This window comes from Shewanella sp. HL-SH2 (genome assembly GCF_051164935.1).
Lineage (GTDB): Bacteria > Pseudomonadota > Gammaproteobacteria > Enterobacterales > Shewanellaceae > Shewanella > Shewanella glacialimarina.
In genome coordinates, this window is record NZ_CP195035.1 from 2,768,395 (window position 1) to 2,787,319 (window position 18,925).

The 18,925-nt window shown below is 37.8% G+C and carries 17 protein-coding genes and 1 pseudogene; 12 read left to right on the top strand and 6 right to left on the bottom strand.

Features of this window, described 5'->3' with window-relative positions:
• Positions 1-29: 29 nt before the first annotated feature.
• Positions 30-971: a chemotaxis protein CheV gene (locus ACRWP9_RS12025; protein WP_226415682.1), complete on the bottom strand. Its 942-nt coding sequence runs from the start codon at positions 969-971 to the stop codon at positions 30-32.
• 445 nt (positions 972-1,416) lie between these two features.
• Here ACRWP9_RS12025 and ACRWP9_RS12030 point away from each other — a divergent pair, with 445 nt between their 5' ends.
• From ACRWP9_RS12030 to ACRWP9_RS12045, 4 genes are all read left to right on the top strand, one after another.
• Positions 1,417-2,004 carry an LON peptidase substrate-binding domain-containing protein gene (locus tag ACRWP9_RS12030; protein WP_434926200.1) on the top strand — a complete coding sequence of 196 codons (588 nt, stop codon included), beginning with the start codon at positions 1,417-1,419 and terminating at the stop codon, positions 2,002-2,004.
• Positions 2,005-2,200: 196 nt separating this feature from the next.
• Entirely contained in the window at positions 2,201-2,851 is a 651-nt protein-coding gene (locus ACRWP9_RS12035) for a sigma-70 family RNA polymerase sigma factor (RefSeq protein WP_434926201.1), read from the top strand.
• Entirely contained in the window at positions 2,844-3,521 is a 678-nt protein-coding gene (locus ACRWP9_RS12040) for a ChrR family anti-sigma-E factor (protein ID WP_434926202.1), read from the top strand. The genes ACRWP9_RS12035 and ACRWP9_RS12040 overlap by 8 nt, the downstream gene beginning before the upstream one ends.
• A gap of 535 nt (positions 3,522-4,056) precedes the next feature.
• On the top strand, positions 4,057-4,230 hold the full coding sequence (locus ACRWP9_RS12045; protein WP_226415678.1) for a hypothetical protein: 174 nt from the start codon (positions 4,057-4,059) through the stop codon (positions 4,228-4,230).
• Positions 4,231-4,520: 290 nt separating this feature from the next.
• On the opposite strand, the pseudogene ACRWP9_RS12050 reads toward ACRWP9_RS12045, so the two are convergent.
• Positions 4,521-5,497: pseudogene (locus ACRWP9_RS12050) on the bottom strand (1-aminocyclopropane-1-carboxylate deaminase/D-cysteine desulfhydrase).
• A 203-nt stretch (positions 5,498-5,700) separates the two neighbouring features.
• On the opposite strand from ACRWP9_RS12050, the gene ACRWP9_RS12055 reads away from it, so the two are divergent.
• Positions 5,701-6,114 carry a YccF domain-containing protein gene (locus tag ACRWP9_RS12055; RefSeq protein WP_434926203.1) on the top strand — a complete coding sequence of 138 codons (414 nt, stop codon included), beginning with the start codon at positions 5,701-5,703 and terminating at the stop codon, positions 6,112-6,114.
• A 2-nt stretch (positions 6,115-6,116) separates the two neighbouring features.
• On the opposite strand, the gene ACRWP9_RS12060 is transcribed toward ACRWP9_RS12055, so the two are convergent.
• Positions 6,117-6,878, bottom strand: a complete 762-nt coding sequence (locus ACRWP9_RS12060; protein ID WP_434926204.1) for a substrate-binding periplasmic protein — start codon at positions 6,876-6,878, stop codon at positions 6,117-6,119.
• 144 nt (positions 6,879-7,022) lie between these two features.
• On the opposite strand from ACRWP9_RS12060, the gene ACRWP9_RS12065 reads away from it, so the two are divergent.
• Entirely contained in the window at positions 7,023-7,490 is a 468-nt protein-coding gene (locus ACRWP9_RS12065) for an EVE domain-containing protein (protein ID WP_434926205.1), read from the top strand.
• Between the two features lie 156 nt (positions 7,491-7,646).
• Here the strand turns inward: ACRWP9_RS12065 and ACRWP9_RS12070 are convergent, their stop codons facing one another.
• Together ACRWP9_RS12070 and ACRWP9_RS12075 are read right to left on the bottom strand one after the other, a co-directional pair.
• Positions 7,647-8,402 carry a TIGR00266 family protein gene (locus ACRWP9_RS12070; RefSeq protein WP_434926206.1) on the bottom strand — a complete coding sequence of 252 codons (756 nt, stop codon included), beginning with the start codon at positions 8,400-8,402 and terminating at the stop codon, positions 7,647-7,649.
• Positions 8,403-8,511: 109 nt separating this feature from the next.
• A complete protein-coding gene (locus ACRWP9_RS12075) occupies positions 8,512-9,441 on the bottom strand; it encodes a LysR family transcriptional regulator (protein ID WP_434926207.1) in 930 nt (309 codons plus the stop codon).
• Between the two features lie 233 nt (positions 9,442-9,674).
• Here ACRWP9_RS12075 and ACRWP9_RS12080 point away from each other — a divergent pair, with 233 nt between their 5' ends.
• From ACRWP9_RS12080 to ACRWP9_RS12090, 3 genes are all read left to right on the top strand, one after another.
• Positions 9,675-10,835 carry a homogentisate 1,2-dioxygenase gene (locus tag ACRWP9_RS12080; protein WP_434926208.1) on the top strand — a complete coding sequence of 387 codons (1,161 nt, stop codon included), beginning with the start codon at positions 9,675-9,677 and terminating at the stop codon, positions 10,833-10,835.
• A gap of 80 nt (positions 10,836-10,915) precedes the next feature.
• Positions 10,916-11,956, top strand: a complete 1,041-nt coding sequence (gene hppD, locus ACRWP9_RS12085) for a 4-hydroxyphenylpyruvate dioxygenase (RefSeq protein WP_226415668.1) — start codon at positions 10,916-10,918, stop codon at positions 11,954-11,956.
• Between the two features lie 102 nt (positions 11,957-12,058).
• Positions 12,059-12,676: a LysE family translocator gene (locus tag ACRWP9_RS12090; protein WP_434926209.1), complete on the top strand. Its 618-nt coding sequence runs from the start codon at positions 12,059-12,061 to the stop codon at positions 12,674-12,676.
• A 5-nt stretch (positions 12,677-12,681) separates the two neighbouring features.
• Here the strand turns inward: ACRWP9_RS12090 and ACRWP9_RS12095 are convergent, their stop codons facing one another.
• Positions 12,682-13,845, bottom strand: a complete 1,164-nt coding sequence (locus tag ACRWP9_RS12095) for a GNAT family N-acetyltransferase (RefSeq protein ID WP_434926210.1) — start codon at positions 13,843-13,845, stop codon at positions 12,682-12,684.
• A gap of 159 nt (positions 13,846-14,004) precedes the next feature.
• Between ACRWP9_RS12095 and ggt the strand changes: the two genes are divergently transcribed.
• The 3 genes from ggt to ACRWP9_RS12110 all read left to right on the top strand — a co-directional run bounded on the left by ggt (position 14,005) and on the right by ACRWP9_RS12110 (position 18,925).
• Positions 14,005-15,699 carry a gamma-glutamyltransferase gene (gene ggt / locus ACRWP9_RS12100; RefSeq protein ID WP_434929050.1) on the top strand — a complete coding sequence of 565 codons (1,695 nt, stop codon included), beginning with the start codon at positions 14,005-14,007 and terminating at the stop codon, positions 15,697-15,699.
• Between the two features lie 314 nt (positions 15,700-16,013).
• Positions 16,014-17,630: a methyl-accepting chemotaxis protein gene (locus ACRWP9_RS12105; protein WP_434926211.1), complete on the top strand. Its 1,617-nt coding sequence runs from the start codon at positions 16,014-16,016 to the stop codon at positions 17,628-17,630.
• A 107-nt stretch (positions 17,631-17,737) separates the two neighbouring features.
• Positions 17,738-18,925: a hypothetical protein gene (locus ACRWP9_RS12110; RefSeq protein ID WP_434926212.1), complete on the top strand. Its 1,188-nt coding sequence runs from the start codon at positions 17,738-17,740 to the stop codon at positions 18,923-18,925.

An 18,925-nucleotide genomic window follows, 5' to 3' on the forward strand; every position in this document is an offset into this window, starting at 1 on the left:
CATAGGCTCGTAATGAGCCATTTGAAAGTTTACCCCAGAATATCTCTTAACCTATTTTGAACACCTGTTACTAATAAGTCAGGCTGAAATTTCGAAATAAAAGCATCGCAGCCAACCTTTTCAACCATTGCATTATTAAAGCTGCCGCTCAAAGACGTATTTAATGTGATAAATAACGAAGCCATTCGAGGATCTGCACGCACTTCAGAAGTGAGCTTATAGCCATCCATCTCTGGCATTTCAGCATCCGTTATCATCATTAATAATTCAGTAGCGACATTTTGGCCATTATCCGCCCAGGACTTAAGTAAGTTCAACGCCTGCAACCCGTCTGACGCTTCAATAATTTCAATACCCAGCTGACTGAGTGTTTCTCTGACCTGTCTTCTGGCAGTACTTGAATCATCAACAATTAATATTTTACGACCAGGCATTTGCGGGGCTAAAGCCTCATCCAAAACACCATCCGATAACCGAATATCATAGTTAATAATTTCAGCGAGGACTTTCTCTACATCAATAATCGATACTAAGCGGGATTGACCTTGGTCCTCTAACCGAGTTATTGCAGTTAGATAATTGTTTTTACCTGCCATTTTAGGCGGTGGCATAATGTCTCCCCAGGTCAAGTTAACAATATGTTCCACTTTACCAACCAAGAAACCTTGTATACTGCGATTATACTCAGTAATAATTAAATTACAGTCATCGGTAATTGGTAAAGGAGAAAAACCAATAGCGCCACGTAAATTAATCACAGGTATAGAAGTGCCTCTAATGTTAGCAACTCCAGCGATACTGTTATTACTGCCAGGAAGAGCGCTTAACGATGGCACTTTGACGACTTCTTTGACTTTAAATACGTTAATTGCAAATAGCTGAGTTGAGTTAATTCGAAACAGCAATAACTCCAAGCGGTTCTCACCCACTAGATTAGTACGTTGATCAACACTATCGAGCACTTTCTTCATTAAACCTACCACCAATCTATAAATACAAGTCGTGACTAATTATGCTAGGCACTGCACATCATATTTATCATTATAAACATAAATCAGCAAAAAGATGACTCTCTGATGACTAGATTTAGTATCTAAGCTATTTTTTTCCTAATAATGAGATTATAGCTCACTTCTGTTTAATTAAAATTTAACAAAAATATTATCAACAAATGGCAAAAGCTTCTGTTTTTAAAGGTGTAACATCAAGCGTGCAAAACATTAAAGTTAAAAGATGCCAACATGATAATTAGAAAACGACTAATGCTCATCAAGAAAAACTGCTGCAGACACACAACGAGCCTATTCACACTGTTAACGTCTATCAAATTTGAATAAAACGACAAAACGAATGTGATCAATTACCTATTAAGTTCGTATAAATTGTCAGTTTACATTGTTCATATAAAGGCTGGTTATGATAATTCCAATTTTTCCTTTGCCGATCTGTATATTACCTCAAGGGTATAGTCAGTTGCGCATTTTTGAAGCTCGATACAAACGTTTAGTCACCGAGTCGCTCAAAACAGGAGTGGGATTTGGACTATGCATGCTCAGTGATGATAAAAAGGAGATACTTCCTATAGGCACGTTATGCAAAATCATTGACTTTGAAACACTCAATGATGGTCTTTTGGGTATAAGTATCCGCGGTGAGCAAAAATTTATTATTAAAGATGTTAGCGTCGAACAAGATGGATTGAAACGCGCTAAGGTTTCACTCATTGAAGATTGGCCTGAGTCACAAATTAATGCATTAAATTCGAAAAATAAGCCAGATAAGCTTCAGCAGCGTGACAAGATACTCAGTGACACTCTTAAAGATATACTTAGAGAATACCCTGCTCACTTAGCCCACTATCAGCAAGAAAATTTTCAAGATATATCATGGGTCTGTCAGCGATGGTTAGAAATAATTCCCATAAGTGCTGCCGAAAAGTACCGCTGTATCAATAGTCACGACCATCATATGGCACAAACATTTCTCGCAGATATAATCAGTTAACCTTATTACTATGCGGATTGATCAATAGACTATTTAATCTGTTAAAAATTAATTCGAGTTATTGTAAATGTGTTGTAATTGCATGCTACACATGGAAAACTATTTTTTTATTTATTTGGTTTAAAAGTGATCCAATTCATTTATCGAGCGTATAAAAGTACATAACCGGCCCACAAAAAAGACGCGAGTGAAGATAATGGAAAATTTTCAATCACAAAGTGCACAAAATCGTTATGATAAGGCAAGTATTGCAAAACGAAACGGTGTAATAAATTTGTCTAATAGTAAAGAGCACGATGCGGAACAGTTAGCAGCGTTGATGTTAAAAGTGGCTAACGTGCGGTGTAAAGCATCATTTGCTAAGTTATTCAGCCACTTTGGCTCAAAAATTAATGCTTTTGGTAATCAACGATTACATCAGCAGGGATTAGCAATGGATTTGGTTCAAGAAACCATGACCAGAGTGTGGACTAAAGCGCATTTATACAATCCCGATAAAGCCGCTGTTAGCACCTGGATTTTTACAATCATGCGTAACCAATGCTTCGATATGCTCAGAAAAGTGCAGCACAACCGTGAAGATTCATTTGGTGATGACATTTGGCCACTTTTCGAGTCAGATGATGCTGAAAATAACGAAGATGATTTTAAGCTTACAGGCACTCTGTTACTTCACGTTAACGAATTACCTCCTTTACAACGTGAAGTTGTACAGGGCATATACATGCAAGAAATGACACAGCAAGAATTGGCAGACAAACTCGAGATACCTATAGGTACAGTTAAATCAAGATTACGCTTAGGTTTAGAGAAGTTAAAAGGCTTTATGGAGAAACATTATGATTAATTATCATCCTAACGAACAATTATTACTACTTCATATTAAGGGAGAACTACCGCTATCAATGTCATTGGCGGTTTCAGCCCATGCCGAACTTTGTGATATTTGCCACAAATCTTTATCACTATTAACCAATGAGCAAACCGTTGAAGCGTTTAACATTGATAGTTTCAGCAACGATTCGACAACAGATATAGACATGGATTTGTTGTTAGAAAAAATGTTGGATAGCACACTGGATGAACTTGATTCAACACCACATCGCCCAGTAGACAAGGGTACGTTTGAAGTATCAGTTAAAGGTGAGTCTTATACTTTACCAAGAGCATTTAGACATCAGATTAACGCTCAGTGGCAGGGTATTGGTAAAGTCAGCCGCCTGCGCTTAAATACAGGTGAAGATAAAGCAAGGGCCAGCTTATTACACATAGCTGCAGACGGTGAAATTCCTGAACATACCCATAAAGGTTCTGAGCTAACGTTACTATTAGCAGGTGAATTTAGTGATAAGTTCAACAGTTATAAGCCAGGAGACTTCATGCTACTTGATGAGAACCATGAACATTCTCCTAAAACAATGTCAGGTTGTTTATGCTACACCATAGTTGACGCACCATTGTATTTTACTAAAGGTTTTAGCAAACTGTTAAACCCTATTGGTGAGTTGATTTATTAAGGTGGGGTGTTGAGCTTAACTGTGATGCTTATTACAGATAATTTTTGTGATTGTGCTGTTTGGTAATAAATAAGTAATATCTATTGCCAAACAGGTATTTTACATATATTATCATTAAAGTTTAATTACTTTGTTTATCTGTTTACCTATCGTAAGTCTGCTCAACTTCCTTTGTAAACCACCACAAGCGCCTTTGATTTTATCTATGTTGATACACAATTAGTATCCATTAATATATTTATTCTCATTGTAATGGGCTTGTCATAAACCTATGGTCAACTATCACTGTCAAGCATTTGATGTATTATCTACACATTAAATAATTGAGTTAATTGTAAAACAACCTTTAATTAATAATTAAGATTTTTTACATATTTTTTACATATTTCTCACATAAAGACTTGATTAGTGTAAGATTGATAAGGTAACTTAATCTAGTAACTTAAATCTTTCGCAACACGAAAAATATTAAGGGAATTATATTGTTAAAACTTACATCACCTAAGGGTGAGCATAAATTATAAGGAGTATGATAATGTCATACCAATTTAACGGACACGAAATTACAGTTAACTTTCCTGTTAATTCTATTTCATCAAACAAAAACTCAATTGCTTTTACCGATTCACAAGGTAAAAACAAAACAACTTTTTCAAAACGCATTGAAGCCGTAAACTTTATGAAATGGCTGATTAGTTCGAATAAGTAATAAGTACATCCCCTACGCTTAGGCGTAAATCATTTGCTCTGTTATTTAATAAACCTGGCTAACGGTATTCTCCTCTCATTTACCGGGCGTTTATTAACAACAGGGCAAACTGATAAAATCTCTTTATCACACATTCAAAAAACTCTTATCCACAACTTCAATTAATGAAGTTAACTTTTATATATCTGTATAACGACATTATTATGTTGCAATGCAGTTGTAGATAGAGTGTTATTCTATAAAATATATATTCAATATTAATCCCTCTACATACTGCATATAGCAATCAGTTATCTATTAGCAAGCTTACGTGTATATCTGGGTAGCATAGTTGCATTCCCTAACAAACCGCCTTGATGAATATATAAAACTTGCCTATCTTGGCATTGATTCGCTTCTATGTAGCGCTTCAACACGCTCAAGCCAATAGGGTCGTATAATAAATCGAACTCTATTCCACTTGTTTTTAGCACATCGTTCCACAACTCAAATAAGGGCAAATACAACTTACCAAAGTGATACTTATTACCATCATTAATAATAGTGGGATGCTGGGTTTTATCTGGGTTTAATTCACAAAATTGATTTGCTAAATATGTATCACCGCCAACAGTGCTGCAAGTTAACACCTTAATATCAATTATTTCCTTTTGGCATTTTTTTATAAAATACTGTTGCAGAAAAACTGCTGTCGTACCTGTGCCAGATGGAAGATATACTGAAAGAGCGGATATATTTTGTCCTTTAGCCCAATCTATAATTTCACAACCAAGCTGGTAGATACCAGTTTTAGCATATTCACATCTCCCCCCTCAGGAATAAACAGTATTTGTTGCTCAGAATATCGATTTAGGTATTCAGGCCTAAATATGTTTATTACCTCATCCAAATGCTTGCAGCCACTGAGTTCAGCTTGGTCCCAATCAACTTGGATAATATTGGCACCGTTATGATGGGCTTGAGTAAAATTTGACACAATAGCAGGCGTAGCTTGTAATTGTGACTTTATATAAGCACTAATATGACTTACATAATAATCTAGCTGCCAGCCTTTCATTTTTGCCAATACCGATAGCGAATATAATGAATTTGCTTGAGCCGAACCCGATCCCACTATTCGTGTCACTTTAGGAAAGTCATTGATAAGGAAATGATAAAATTTTCGGGCTTTATTACCACTAAAATCAGGGTGTAATTTATCATCGCGCTTGACGAATATTTGTCTTCCTGCAAAATTAATTGTATCTGTTGGACTATGACTTAGCATTTATAACACCATTAAAATTGATTAGGGTCATTGTAACTAAAATTAGTTAAAATCACTCATTTTTAGTCTAAATCTTAATTCTTAGTTTACTTCATCCAAATAAAAATCAATTTAACCATTTAGATCAATATCTTAAGCCTTGGCACATTCCCTGCTTAGATATCAATATTAATCTCATATTTCAGTTGTAAAAGGAAAAAGATATGGCTATTTTTAGACTAGTTTTTAATATTGCATGGTTTATTTTAGGTGGATTTATAATGGGTCTAGCCTGGTGGCTTGCGGGGCTACTATGTTTTATTAGTATTATTGGTATTCCCTTTGGACGGGCTTGTTTCGTCATTGGTGAGATGGCGTTTTGGCCATTCGGCCAGCAAAGTGTCAACCGAAAACACTTAACGGGTGTTGAAGATCTAGGAACTGGTACCATAGGATTAATCGGTAATATTGTTTGGTTTGTGTTTTTTGGAATTTGGTTAGCGATAGGTCATTTAGCTCATGCGCTAGCGTGTTTTGTGACGATTATTGGTATTCCATTTGGCATTCAGCACCTTAAACTGGCATTATTAAGTCTAACCCCTATCGGCCAAACTGTGGTACCAAACGAACAGTATTAACATTAGGGATGCTTATTTATTTCTTGTAAATAAGCATCCAGCATTATTTGAGGTTCAAATTTTGATAAGCCATCGTTAATTATTTTAAGCCACCTTTCACCCTCTTTATTATTTGCTAATGCAACATGCAAGCTCTTAGAGTCAAGGATTTTATTATTGATTTGCAGTAGATGTGATATTTTTTCAATTTTTGGATCACTTTTTAAGTATTGATAAACATTTAAATCGATTACAATTGTATCAATACGTCCGGCTGCTAATTTTAATATATTCTGCTTTTCATTCATGGCCTCTTCGTATTTTTGCTCACCATTAGCAATCATAGTGTCTATCTCGTCTGTGTTTACATACCCCTTTACCACGCCTAATACATATTTATTTAAATCAGTAAATGTATCCCAAACAATCGGGTTATTTTTAAGCTCCAATAAACCTATCGGACTTGCGCCTAAAGACTGAGAAAAAATAAACTCATTTGTAACATTAATGTATTCAGGGAAATAGCCTATTTTAGCCCCCGTTTTTACCATTCTAATAGCACGAACCCAAGGAACAACTGTGACTTTTAATTGATGGTTGTCATAAGCAATAGCATGTTTAACTATACGAGTAGCAATACCTTTTTCAGTCAACTCAGCTCCACTAAACGGTGGCCAGTCTAGCGTTGATAATTCAAGAGTGTCTGATACACCAGCACTAGATATAAATAGCGACAAAAATATGTATAAATGCTGGTTTCTTATGCCATTAGATAACATTAACATCACTCCATCTCCATAACGTTACTCTTGAGATAAAAATCATATAGAAAACCTTGTCGATAGTGGTATCAAAAAGCTACCATCAGAGTCTTATTTATATATATTCTTGTTCTGATAATAGTACAAAATGACTACTTGGTGTGATATATGAAATATTGGTTAATGAAGTCTGAACCTGATGACTTCAGTATAGATGATTTACAAAGGTGCAGTGGACAAAAATCAGCTTGGCAAGGGATTAGAAATTATCAAGCCAGGAATTTCCTACGAGATCAAGTACGCGTCAATGATTTAGTGCTCTTTTATCATTCAAGCTGCAAAGAGCCTGCAATTGTAGGACTCGTTAAAGTAAGCCAATCTTCACAGCCTGATCTAAGTGCTTTTGATAGCTCATCACCGTATTTTGATCCTAAATCTGATCCTTTGAAACCTCGCTGGGTTGAGGTTGAAATATCATTTATTGAGAAGTTTGTTAATCAGATAAGCCTGAAACAACTTAAAGCTGACATGGAATTAGCTAATATGGTGTTAGTGGCAAAAGGTGCAAGATTAAGTGTTCAACCAGTCAAAGAATCTGAATTCAAATACATACTATCACTTTGTAGTAGGGCTTGAAGAGTAAATATATTCAGATTATTACTCATAAAGTTTTACCTTTATAAAAATCAAAATGCTTACCTTATATTGAGTAAGCACTCTTACTTGAATTTACGAATAATCTTGGATAATTGATATTTTTAAACACTATAAAATTGATTAATTAATAGATTATTAATCTTCACCTTTTGATGTACCGCCAGTAGTAGGTGCATGGGCGATAATACGATCAGCCATACGAGAGAATGGTAACGATTGTAGCCAAACGGTTCCGTGCCCTTGTAGAGTAGCTAAAAACAACCCTTCACCGCCAAATACCATAGACTTAAGCGAACCGGCTCGTTGAATGTCGTAATCAATTCCAGGAGAAAACGCGACTATACATCCAGTATCAACCCTCAATGACTCTCCATGAAGCTCTTTTCTAATTAAGGTGCCACCTGCATGAATGAATACCATACCGTCACCTTTCAAACTTTGTAATATGAAACCTTCCCCGCCGAAAAAACCTGCTCCTAAACGACGATTAAATTTCATGGTAACGTTTGTGCCCAGTGCTGCAGCTAAAAAACTGTCTTTTTGACAGATAAGCTCACCATTATGCTGAGATAAATCGACCGCTAAAACACTACCTGGATAAGGAGCTGCAAAAGCCACTTTACGCTTACTGTGCCCATCATTAGTAAAGTGAGTCATGAAAATACTTTCACCGGAAAACGCCCGCTTACCAGCGCCAAGTAACTTACCGAAAAATCCAGACTCAGGTTCAGAGCCGTCGCCCATTTTAGCCTCAAAAGTGATATCTTGTTCCATGTAATTCATCGCGCCCGCTTCTGCTATCACAGTTTCATGTGGATCGAGCTCCACCTCAACTAATTGCATACTTGAGCCGATAATTTCATAATCTACTTCGTGGCATCGCTTGCTCATTTGTCACTCCTTGGACTGTTAGTTAATCTCATTCTCAATGAATTTAGCATAAAAGTAATGACCGACTCTATCAAATCTCTGTTGGCACATTAATCGTTTATAGAAAATATTATCCAAGCCCTGTGGTATTAATCTCTTTGGAAGTGTGCAATTCAAAACGAGTAAACTCATCTAAAATCAACTCGGTAAATAGTTGCCCTGCTCGCCCTAATGGTCTTTCTAAGGTTGACACTAATTGAGGCGTAAAGCTGAATGTATTACCGCCAACAAAATCGACCGATTTTAATTCGCCTGAATTTAACTCTTCATGGATCAAAAAAGCTGGCATCCAACCAAAGCCAAGGCCTTTCAGTAAAGCATTTTTTTTCATGATAAACCCTGATAGATAAAACACCTTGTCGCCACCAAATTGCATTTCATCACGCACTAAACGCTGTGGGGACGAATCTTCAATGGTCAATTCCACATGCTGTTGTAGCTCAGTTAAACTTATCTGACTTTGCTTAACTAAGGGGTGATGGCAACTAGCAACAAGTAGACTGGTAATAGTGGGTAAGGCTTTAGGATGATAGTTTGGCCCTGTCAAATAGTCTTTTACTAACATTAAATCGGCGCCCTCTCGCTCAAACCTATGTTGCACACCGCCTAAAAATTCCATATTTAGTTGAATTTTAGTCGGTACTTTATGTTCAGCCATACGTTTGAGCGCCGTCATGATAGGTTCCATCGGCAACGCCCCGTCGATCACCAGTTCAAGTTTGGGCTCCCAGCCTTCACTAAAACGGCTAGCAAGATGCTCAATATTGGCCAAATGTTGCAATAAACGTTGCCCCTCAGCCAAAATAACTCGGCCTTCAGGGGTTAGCTCTGCACGATATTGATCGCGATTAAATAAACTTACCCCCAAATGTTGCTCTAACTTTTTGACTTGGTAACTCACCGCAGATTGCGCTTTATGTAAACGCTCAGATGCTTTAGCGAAACTTCCCTCTTCGACTAATACTTGTAAAACCTTAAATGCATCAACATCTATGCGCATTTATCACTCCTTTGTGAGGTAAATTTGTGCTTTTGTATCGATTAGCTGCCAGAAATGTACCGATAACAATACAATCTAAAAAACAGATAGAGTCTAGCTGTTTATTATTCTTTTTTTGTTCATCTAAGCAACTAAATTGAATCTATCTATGCGGCACAGGTCAAACTACTCATTGATAAAATGAGCTAGATGAACAAACTAAGTGCTGTAAATACCCGGTTAAGGAAGCTGATATGCCATTTTATGTAAAACAAGGTGAAATCCCCACAAAGCGTCATATCGCATTTGAAAAAGAAAATGGCGAACTTTACCGTGAAGAGCTTTTTTCAACCCATGGTTTTTCAAATATTTATTCTAATAAATACCATCATAATATGCCGACTAAGGCGATTAATGTGGTGCCATATGCCGTAGAACATGGCCAAGAATGGCAAGACTCATTAATTCAAAACTACAAACTTGACTCACGAAAAGCAGATTGTGACGGTAATTTTTTCAGCAGCCGCAATAAAATTTTCTATAACAGCGATGTTGCCCTTTATACCGCTAAGGTAACCCAGAGCACAATCGAGTTCTATCGTAATGCTTATGCGGATGAAATTGTGTTTGTTCATGAAGGTGAAGGACAGCTGTTAAGTGAATATGGTGTTATTGACGTTAAAAAGTGGGATTACCTGGTTATCCCCCGCGGCACCACTTATCAATTAACTTTTAATGATTACAGCAATGTTCGTTTGTTTGTCATTGAATCGTTTTCAATGGTTGAAGTACCTAAACATTTTCGCAATGAGTACGGCCAATTATTAGAGTCTGCTCCCTATTGTGAGCGGGACTTACGTACACCAGAACTTGCAGATGCGATCGTTGAAAAAGGTGAATTTCAATTAATATGTAAATTTGGTGACAAGTATCAACAAATGACACTCGAATGGCATCCATTTGATTTAGTCGGCTGGGATGGCTGTGTTTACCCTTGGGCGTTCAATATTGCTGAATATGCACCTAAGGTAGGTAAAATTCATTTACCTCCATCTGACCATTTAGTGTTTACTGCGAACAATTTTGTCGTATGTAACTTTGTGCCGCGCCCATATGATTTCCATCCTAAGTCAATCCCTGCACCTTATTACCATAACAACATTGATAGCGATGAAGTTTTATATTACGTCGACGGTGATTTTATGAGCCGCACCGGTATTGAAGCGGGTTACATGACCTTACATCAAAAAGGTGTGCCACACGGGCCACAACCAGGACGAACAGAAGCGTCAATTGGTAAAAAAGAAACCTATGAATATGCGGTGATGGTAGATACTTTCGCCCCACTGAATCTTACTTCACATGTAAAAAATTGCATGAGTGAAGACTACAACCGCTCTTGGTTAGAAGACTAAACCATAAGTCGATAGAAAATACCTTCTAACTGCATCACTTTTAACGTGATGCTGAGTTGAATATAACGAGGAATAACAACATGGCAAGCGAACAAAATCCACTGGGACTTTTAGGCATAGAATTTACTGAATTTGCCAGCCCAGACACTGAGTTTATGCATCAAGTATTTATTGATTTTGGTTTTTCTATGCTGAAAAAGGCAAAAAATCATGACATTACCTACTACAAGCAAAATGATATTAATTTTTTATTAAATAAAAGCCGTGCAGGATTCTCAGCAGAGTTTGCTAAATCACACGGACCGGCAATTTGTTCAATGGGTTGGCGTGTTGAGGATGCAGAATTAGCGTTCAAACTTGCGGTAGAACGTGGCGCAAAAGCTGCGGCAGAAGCTGAAAAAGATATGCCATATCCAGCTATTTACGGTATTGGTGACAGCTTAATTTATTTTATCGATACCTTCGGCGCTGATAATAATATTTATGCGACTGATTTCGTTGATTTAGATGAGCCAATCAATACACCTGAAAAAGGCTTTATGGAGGTTGACCATTTAACTAATAATGTCTACAAAGGCACTATGGAGAAGTGGGCAAACTTTTACAAAGACATTTTTGGTTTTACCGAAGTGCGCTACTTTGACATTAAAGGGTCACAAACCGCGTTAGTATCCTATGCATTACGCTCACCCGATGGTAGCTTCTGTATTCCAATCAATGAAGGGAAAGGCAACGATAAAAACCAAATTGATGAATATTTAGGTGAATACAATGGTCCGGGCGTACAGCATTTAGCCTTTAGAAGCCGTGATATTGTGGCCTCATTAGATGCAATGGAAGGAACTGCAATCAAAACCTTAGATATCATTCCTGAGTACTATGAAACCATTTTTGATAAATTGCCACAGGTTACTGAAGACAGAGAAAAAATCAAGCATCATCAGATCTTGATCGACGGTGATGAAGACGGTTATTTATTACAAATTTTCACTAAGAATTTATTCGGTCCTATTTTTATCGAAATCATTCAACGTAAAAATAACTTAGGTTTTGGTGAAGGTAATTTCAAAGCATTATTTGAATCTATAGAGCGTGACCAAATTAAACGTGGCGTACTGTAACGTTTAATTAGCTGATTCAAACTAAACAAAACCAGCCTAGTGCTGGTTTTTGTTTATCTAAGCATTATAATCGAATTAATTTTATCACTAAGAATATTTTATATGCCTGATTACGCAGTACTTGCGGTTTTTATCCCGACATTCTTCTTTGTATCTATCACTCCAGGCATGTGCATGACCTTGGCAATGACCCTAGGTATGAGCATCGGCGTAAGGCGTACCTTGTGGATGATGATAGGTGAACTCGTTGGTGTAGCGATTGTAGCCATAGCCGCTGTGCTAGGTGTCGCCAGTATCATGCTGAACTATCCACAGATATTTGAAATATTAAAATGGCTGGGTGGGGCTTATCTTGTCTACATCGGTGTCAATATGTGGCGCTCGAAAGGGAAAATGGCTGTTATTGATGGCCAACCAACGAACACTCGTCGGTTAAGTTTGATCAGTCAGGGCTTTATTACCGCCATTGCAAATCCAAAAGGTTGGGCATTTATGATTTCGCTGTTACCGCCATTTATTAATGTAGATAAGCCAGTGGCAACTCAATTAGTTGTCTTATTGGGTATCATAATGGTAACAGAATCTGCATCTATGTTGGCTTATGCCAGTGGTGGTAAAAGTTTACGATTATTTTTATCCCGCGGTGATAACATTCGTTGGATGAATCGTATCGCCGGCAGTTTAATGATACTTGTAGGTATCTGGTTGGCTTTAGGATAATTGTATTAGTTTTTAAACGGTAATTGTTGTGCAACTTGTACCATGTATAAATTCATTTGTTCAAGTTCTTGCTGGCAATAATGACTAATAGCATCATTAAATGCTGGGTGAATAATAATGTGTTTTGAATACGTTAATCTAGGCTCAAACCCTCTCGATACTTTATGCTCACCTTGGGCTCCAGCATCAAATATTGAGAGATTATTAGCTATTGCATAGTCAATCCCTTGGTAATAGCAGCTTTCAAAATGTAAACCATCAAGTTCAGTTAATGTGCCCCAGTATCGGCCATATAAATGCGTATCAGATACAAAAAATAACGCAGATGCGATCATTTTGCCATTCACATCAGTGACAATCAATAATCGAATCACCTCCCCCATAGTTTGTTGCAGCCCTAGAAAGAAAGCTGATGTTAAATATCCTTGATGACCTGAACGCTTTTGATAGGTCATTTGATAACATTTAATAAAATGCTGCCACTGTTCAAGCGATGCTTCAGCACCAACAACAAAGCGAAAACTTAATTGATAATTGGCAACTAACTGTCTTTCTTTGCTGATATTTTTACGTTTTCTTGATGTCATAGACGCTAAAAAATCATTAAAATCAGTGTAATTTTTATTACGCCAATGAAATTGAGTCCCTACCCGTGTTATGGCCGCGTTTTTAGGCCATAGGGCTTGTTCTTGTTCGCTAATAAACAAACCGTGCCATGATGAGTAGTCTTGTTGAGCCATTATATCGCGCAAATACTCACACAAACTCAGTAACAGGCTTTGTTTAACTTCTTCGGTTATAGCTAAGTTAAACCCTATTCTTTGTCCAGAAGCTGGAATAAAAGGCACACTGGTCACTAGCTTAGGATAATATTCTAATTGATTACGCCCATAAGCCTCAGCCCAGGCCCAATCAAAAACATACTCTCCCCATGAATGTGTTTTCAGATACAAAGGCACGATTGCAGCTATTTCTGCGGTTAACTTGTCAGAAATAACAAGGTGATTAGTTTGCCAGCCTGTTCCATCCCCAATACAAGCCGAACCTTCTAGCTGTTGTAAAAATGCATACCGTATAAAGGGGTTAGACTCACCAAAACATTGGGTCCATCTATCTTGACCAATCTCTTCAATACTCGAAACATGTGAAAATGCATACGCAGATGGCAATGTGTAGCCCTTATTATTTAATCAATTTACTTATATAGCATACCAATTTAATGACAGCTATGGCACAGTCAAATCATTCTGGTAATTATCTAAGGATTATTCGTGTCCCTAACAATAAAATTCACTCCACTGTTATTATCTACTTTGATTGGTATTAGCATGTCATCAGCTGCGTTGCATTCAACCTATACATGGGCGAATGATGACGCAATATTCAGTGAAATGGCTACCGCACAACCTATTTTTGCTAAACACGGTATGGTTGCTAGCCAGGAAGCCATAGCAAGTCAAATTGGTGTAGAAATTCTCAAACAAGGCGGTAATGCAGTAGATGCCGCTGTTGCCGTTGGCTTTGCATTAGCAGTAACACTACCTCGAGCAGGAAATATTGGTGGTGGAGGCTTTATGCTAGTTCATCTTGCCGAAGATAATAAATCCATTGCGATTGATTACCGTGAAACGGCACCCAGTAAAGCCCACAAAGATATCTTTCTAGATGAAAAAGGTAACGCGGTTGATAAATTAAGTCGTGAACACGGTTTAGCTGTCGGAGTGCCTGGTACCGTTATGGGAATGGAGTTAGCTTTAAAGCAATACGGGACAATGTCACTTGAACAGGTGTTAAAACCAGCAATTAAACTGGCAAAAGATGGCATTATTATCACATCGGATTTAGCTAATTCTTTGGCAGGAACACGCAGCCGTATTAGCCAATGGCCAAGCTCAAAAGCTATCTTTTATCGAGCTGATGGCAGTAATTTTGATGTCGGTCATATATTATATCAACCAGAGTTAGCCCATTCACTCAACTTAGTGTCTAAATTGGGTAGTAAAGGTTTTTATCAAGGTGAAACTGCAGAAAAAATAGTCAACGCTGTTCAGCAAGCTGGTGGTGTAATGACATTAGCCGACTTAGCCCATTATAAAGCAGTCGAACGTGAACCAGTTCGAGGTACATATCGAGGTTATGAAGTAATTTCAATGCCAGCACCCTCTTCTGGCGGAATTCATATTATTGAAATACTCAACGTATTAGAGCAATTCCCCATAGACAAATTTGGTCACAACACCGCACAAACAATCCATGTTATGACTGAAACAATGAAATATGCCTATGCCGATCGCAGTGAGTTTTTAGGCGATCCTGATTTCGTTAAAGTACCGACAAGTCATTTAATCAGTAAAGATTATGCTCATACGATTGCCAGTAAAATAGCCCTAAACAAAACGACCCCTAGCAGTGAAATTCTGCCCGGGAAAGTTGGTGGATATGAAAGCCCGCAAACGACACATTATTCTGTAGTCGATAAATGGGGTAATGCTGTATCTAATACCTATACTTTGAATTTTAGTTATGGATCTGGGCTGGTGGCATCAGGAACTGGAATATTACTCAATAATGAAATGGATGATTTCTCCGTCAAAGCTGGCGTGCCAAACGGTTACGGACTGATAGGAGGTGAAGCAAATTCTGTAAAAGGTAATAAGCGTCCACTGAGCTCAATGAGTCCAACAATTGTAATGAAAGACGGTAAACCTTTTATTGTTACCGGTAGCCCAGGTGGTTCTAGAATTATAAATATCACCCTGCAGATCATCATGAATGTGATTGATCATCAATTAAACATTGCTGAAGCCAGCGCAGCTGCACGAGTGCATCATCAATGGTTACCTGACTTTTTATGGGTGGAACGAAGCTTGAATCAAGACACAATTTCATTGTTAGAAGCAAAAGGTCATCAGGTAAAAATTCAACAATCTATTGGTAGTACCCAGTCAATAATGGTCACGGAACAAGGTAAATATGGAGCGTCAGATCCCCGCAGAGCAGGTTCTGCTGCCGTAGGCTACTAAAAATCAATACTCGCCATTCAGAAGATGCTCAAACTTACATCTTCTGAATGTTTTTAATACACTTAACATAAAACGTAACGCCATAGCTTGGGCTTATTATTTTTTATACACTATAGTTAACCTACTAATGTTACTTTTACTTATCTCTCAAAGATTATCTCACACACTTTCTAACAAAACTTTAATGAAACAATAACTAAAGCTTATCAATTTTACTGCCGATAGACAGATCTATATAATCAATATATGCCTTTACGTATGGCATGTGTTAAAATAAGTAACTGAATTGAAACAATTACTACAAAAGGGTTGCCATGAAGCTATCTAGCCTGAAAATTAAACACCGTATAGCAATACTCACTTTTGTTGCTTTAGCTTCATTTATTATTTCAATCGCTATCAACAGTGTCACAACCACAAGCAACACTGATCGTTTAAGTAATTTACAGAACAGGCTCTACCCAGTGCTAAGCTTAGCGACGGTCAATGACGGACTGTTGATCCAATTGGAACAAATTATCCAATCTGCGGTGACGACTGGCGAAGAAGAAAACCTACAAACGGTTGACACCATGGTGAAAACCATCATAAGAAACTTAGATGAAATTGGTCAATTATTACCAAGTGAATCAAATGATATGCAGCGATTAAAAAGTGATATCACTACTTATCATCAAAATGCTAAAACACTGGTGATGGCTTTTTTAGCCGACGATATCGATTTTAACGCAATAAAAACTCAAGCGGCTGACAATGCTGCAAGATACCAAAATCTAGTTAAGAATTTCAAAACTAATCAAGGCGATTTTGAATCGCAATTTACCAACAGTATCGAGTCTACCATCACAGATGCGAACAGTGCACAAACCTCAGTCTTAATGATAGGTATTGTCGCTACCATATTAATGGTGATTCTTGGCTTATTAGTTAATAGTTCAATTATTACTACCCTTTCTAATGTCACTAATTCATTACGTAATATTTCTGAAGGTGAAGGTGATTTACGCTCGCGTATTCAATATGATGGCAAAGATGAAATAGCCGATTTAGTCTATTGGTTTAATCAATTCGTCTCTAAACTTCAATCTTCAATAGCAGACACTAAACAAACAACAGAAAGCTTAAGTGCTGTATCAAAAACATTATTAAACGGCAGTAAAGTCAGTGAGCTTACAGTCAAAGAACAAACCGCTGCTATTGAACTAATTTCCCAAGCAATGGGTGAGATGTTTATCAGTGTGACTCATATTGCTGAATATGCTGCAAACGCTGCTAGCGAGGCAGACAACGCAAATAAAGAAGCCACTAAAGGTACTCAAGTGGTTAATACAGCCGTCTCTACCATTAAAAGGCTAGCGGAAGAAGTTAGAACCACAGCCACTTTAGTCAACCAATTAGATGCTTTCACCAATAATGTTAATTCTATTTTAGATACGATCAGGGGTATTGCTGATCAAACAAATCTTCTTGCGCTAAACGCTGCTATTGAGGCGGCTAGAGCAGGAGAACAAGGACGGGGCTTTGCCGTTGTGGCAGATGAAGTAAGAACCCTTGCTTCTAGAACACAGGCGTCAACGCAAGAAATTCAACAAGTACTGCAAGAATTAAGAACCTCTTCTAAAAAAGCGGTTCAGGCTATGCAGCATGGTGTTGAAACAGCCGACGAAGGAGTTGAGTCAACTATGCTTGCCGGCAAAACCTTGACAAGTATTACTGAAAAAGTCAGTGCAATTAGTGTTGTAAATGAACAGATTGCCGCCGCAACAGAGGAGCAACACAATACCTCAGTGTTGATCCAGCAATATGTTGCTGATATTCAGCAAAACGCTCAGAAAGTCAAAACCACTACCGAAGACATGGGCGGGATCAGTTTTGATATCCAAAATGTCAGTAAACAGCTCCAAATCATAACTAACCAATTTAAAGTGTAAATAATTCGCTTAAAAATTGGTTAGTTACGTGAATGTTAGCTATATAAATAGAGCAATATAAAAATAAACCCGATGGGTACGATGAGTGATGAGAAAGGAGTAACACTATGAAATTTTACTTGAAAGCGCTTCCGTTAGCGATTTCTGTAGCATTAGTTCCTGCCGCAGCTTTTGCTGACGAAGCAACCGATGCAAAAGTAGCTCAGCTAGAACAACAAGTTCAGGCGCTACAAGCTCAACAAACCAAAAATCTGACTGATAAATTCAATTTTAACGGATTTATTAGCGGTGCATATATCAGTTCGGATAACGATGCGGGCTATAACAATGCTACTAGCAGCGCAGATTTTACGCAAGACAGTAAAATGGGGCTACAAGCAACGTTTAACATCAGTAACCAAACTCAGGCAGTTCTTCAGCTCATGATGAAAGGTGAAAATGATTGGGATGTTGAGGCTGAATGGGCTTATTTATCTCACCGTTTTGATAATGGCGTAAAAGTGCGTGGTGGTAAGTTACGCGTGCCCTTATTTATGTATTCTGACTATTTAGATGTGGGTTATGCACAGCCATTTGCTCGCCCACCTGGCGAAGTTTATGACCAAGTGCCCTTCTCATCATATACCGGTGGCGACATTGCTTATGATTTTGAATTTGAAGACTCAACCTTAACCTTGCAAGGTTTTGGCGGTGAATCTGATGTAAGTGGTGAAGCAACAAGCCTAGATTTATCAAACATCATGGGGGTTAACGCTTCTTGGACTGATCTAACTTGGACATTGCGTGCTGTATATGGTCAAACAGACCTTGACGGTTCAGCTTCTGGTGGCGCATTGGTTATCGACGGTGAGCAAGCACAGTTTACAGGCTTAGGTGGTAGTTACGACAATGGCTCATTCATTGCTATCACAGAATGGACCACAGTTGAGATTGAAGGATTACTTGCAGATCATGAATCAGCGTATGTCACTTTAGGCTATAGAATTAAGGCATTTACGCCTTATGTAACCATGGCATATGCTAAAACGACTGACGATGATGTGAGATCAGCTTTACCGCCTCAATTAGCAATACCATTAGGGTTAGGATTGAACGAAGAACGAACTGCTTATAGCGCAGGTGTTCGCTGGGATGCCATTGATAACGTAGCGATCAAATTTGACTTAACCTATGCAACAGACTTTGGTGATACTTCTGGTGGTTTAGGTGGTAATGCGGTTGTTAACCCATTGACTAAGCAATTCTTATTTGATGACACATTAGTCTACACCGTTAAATTCGATGCAGTATTTTAA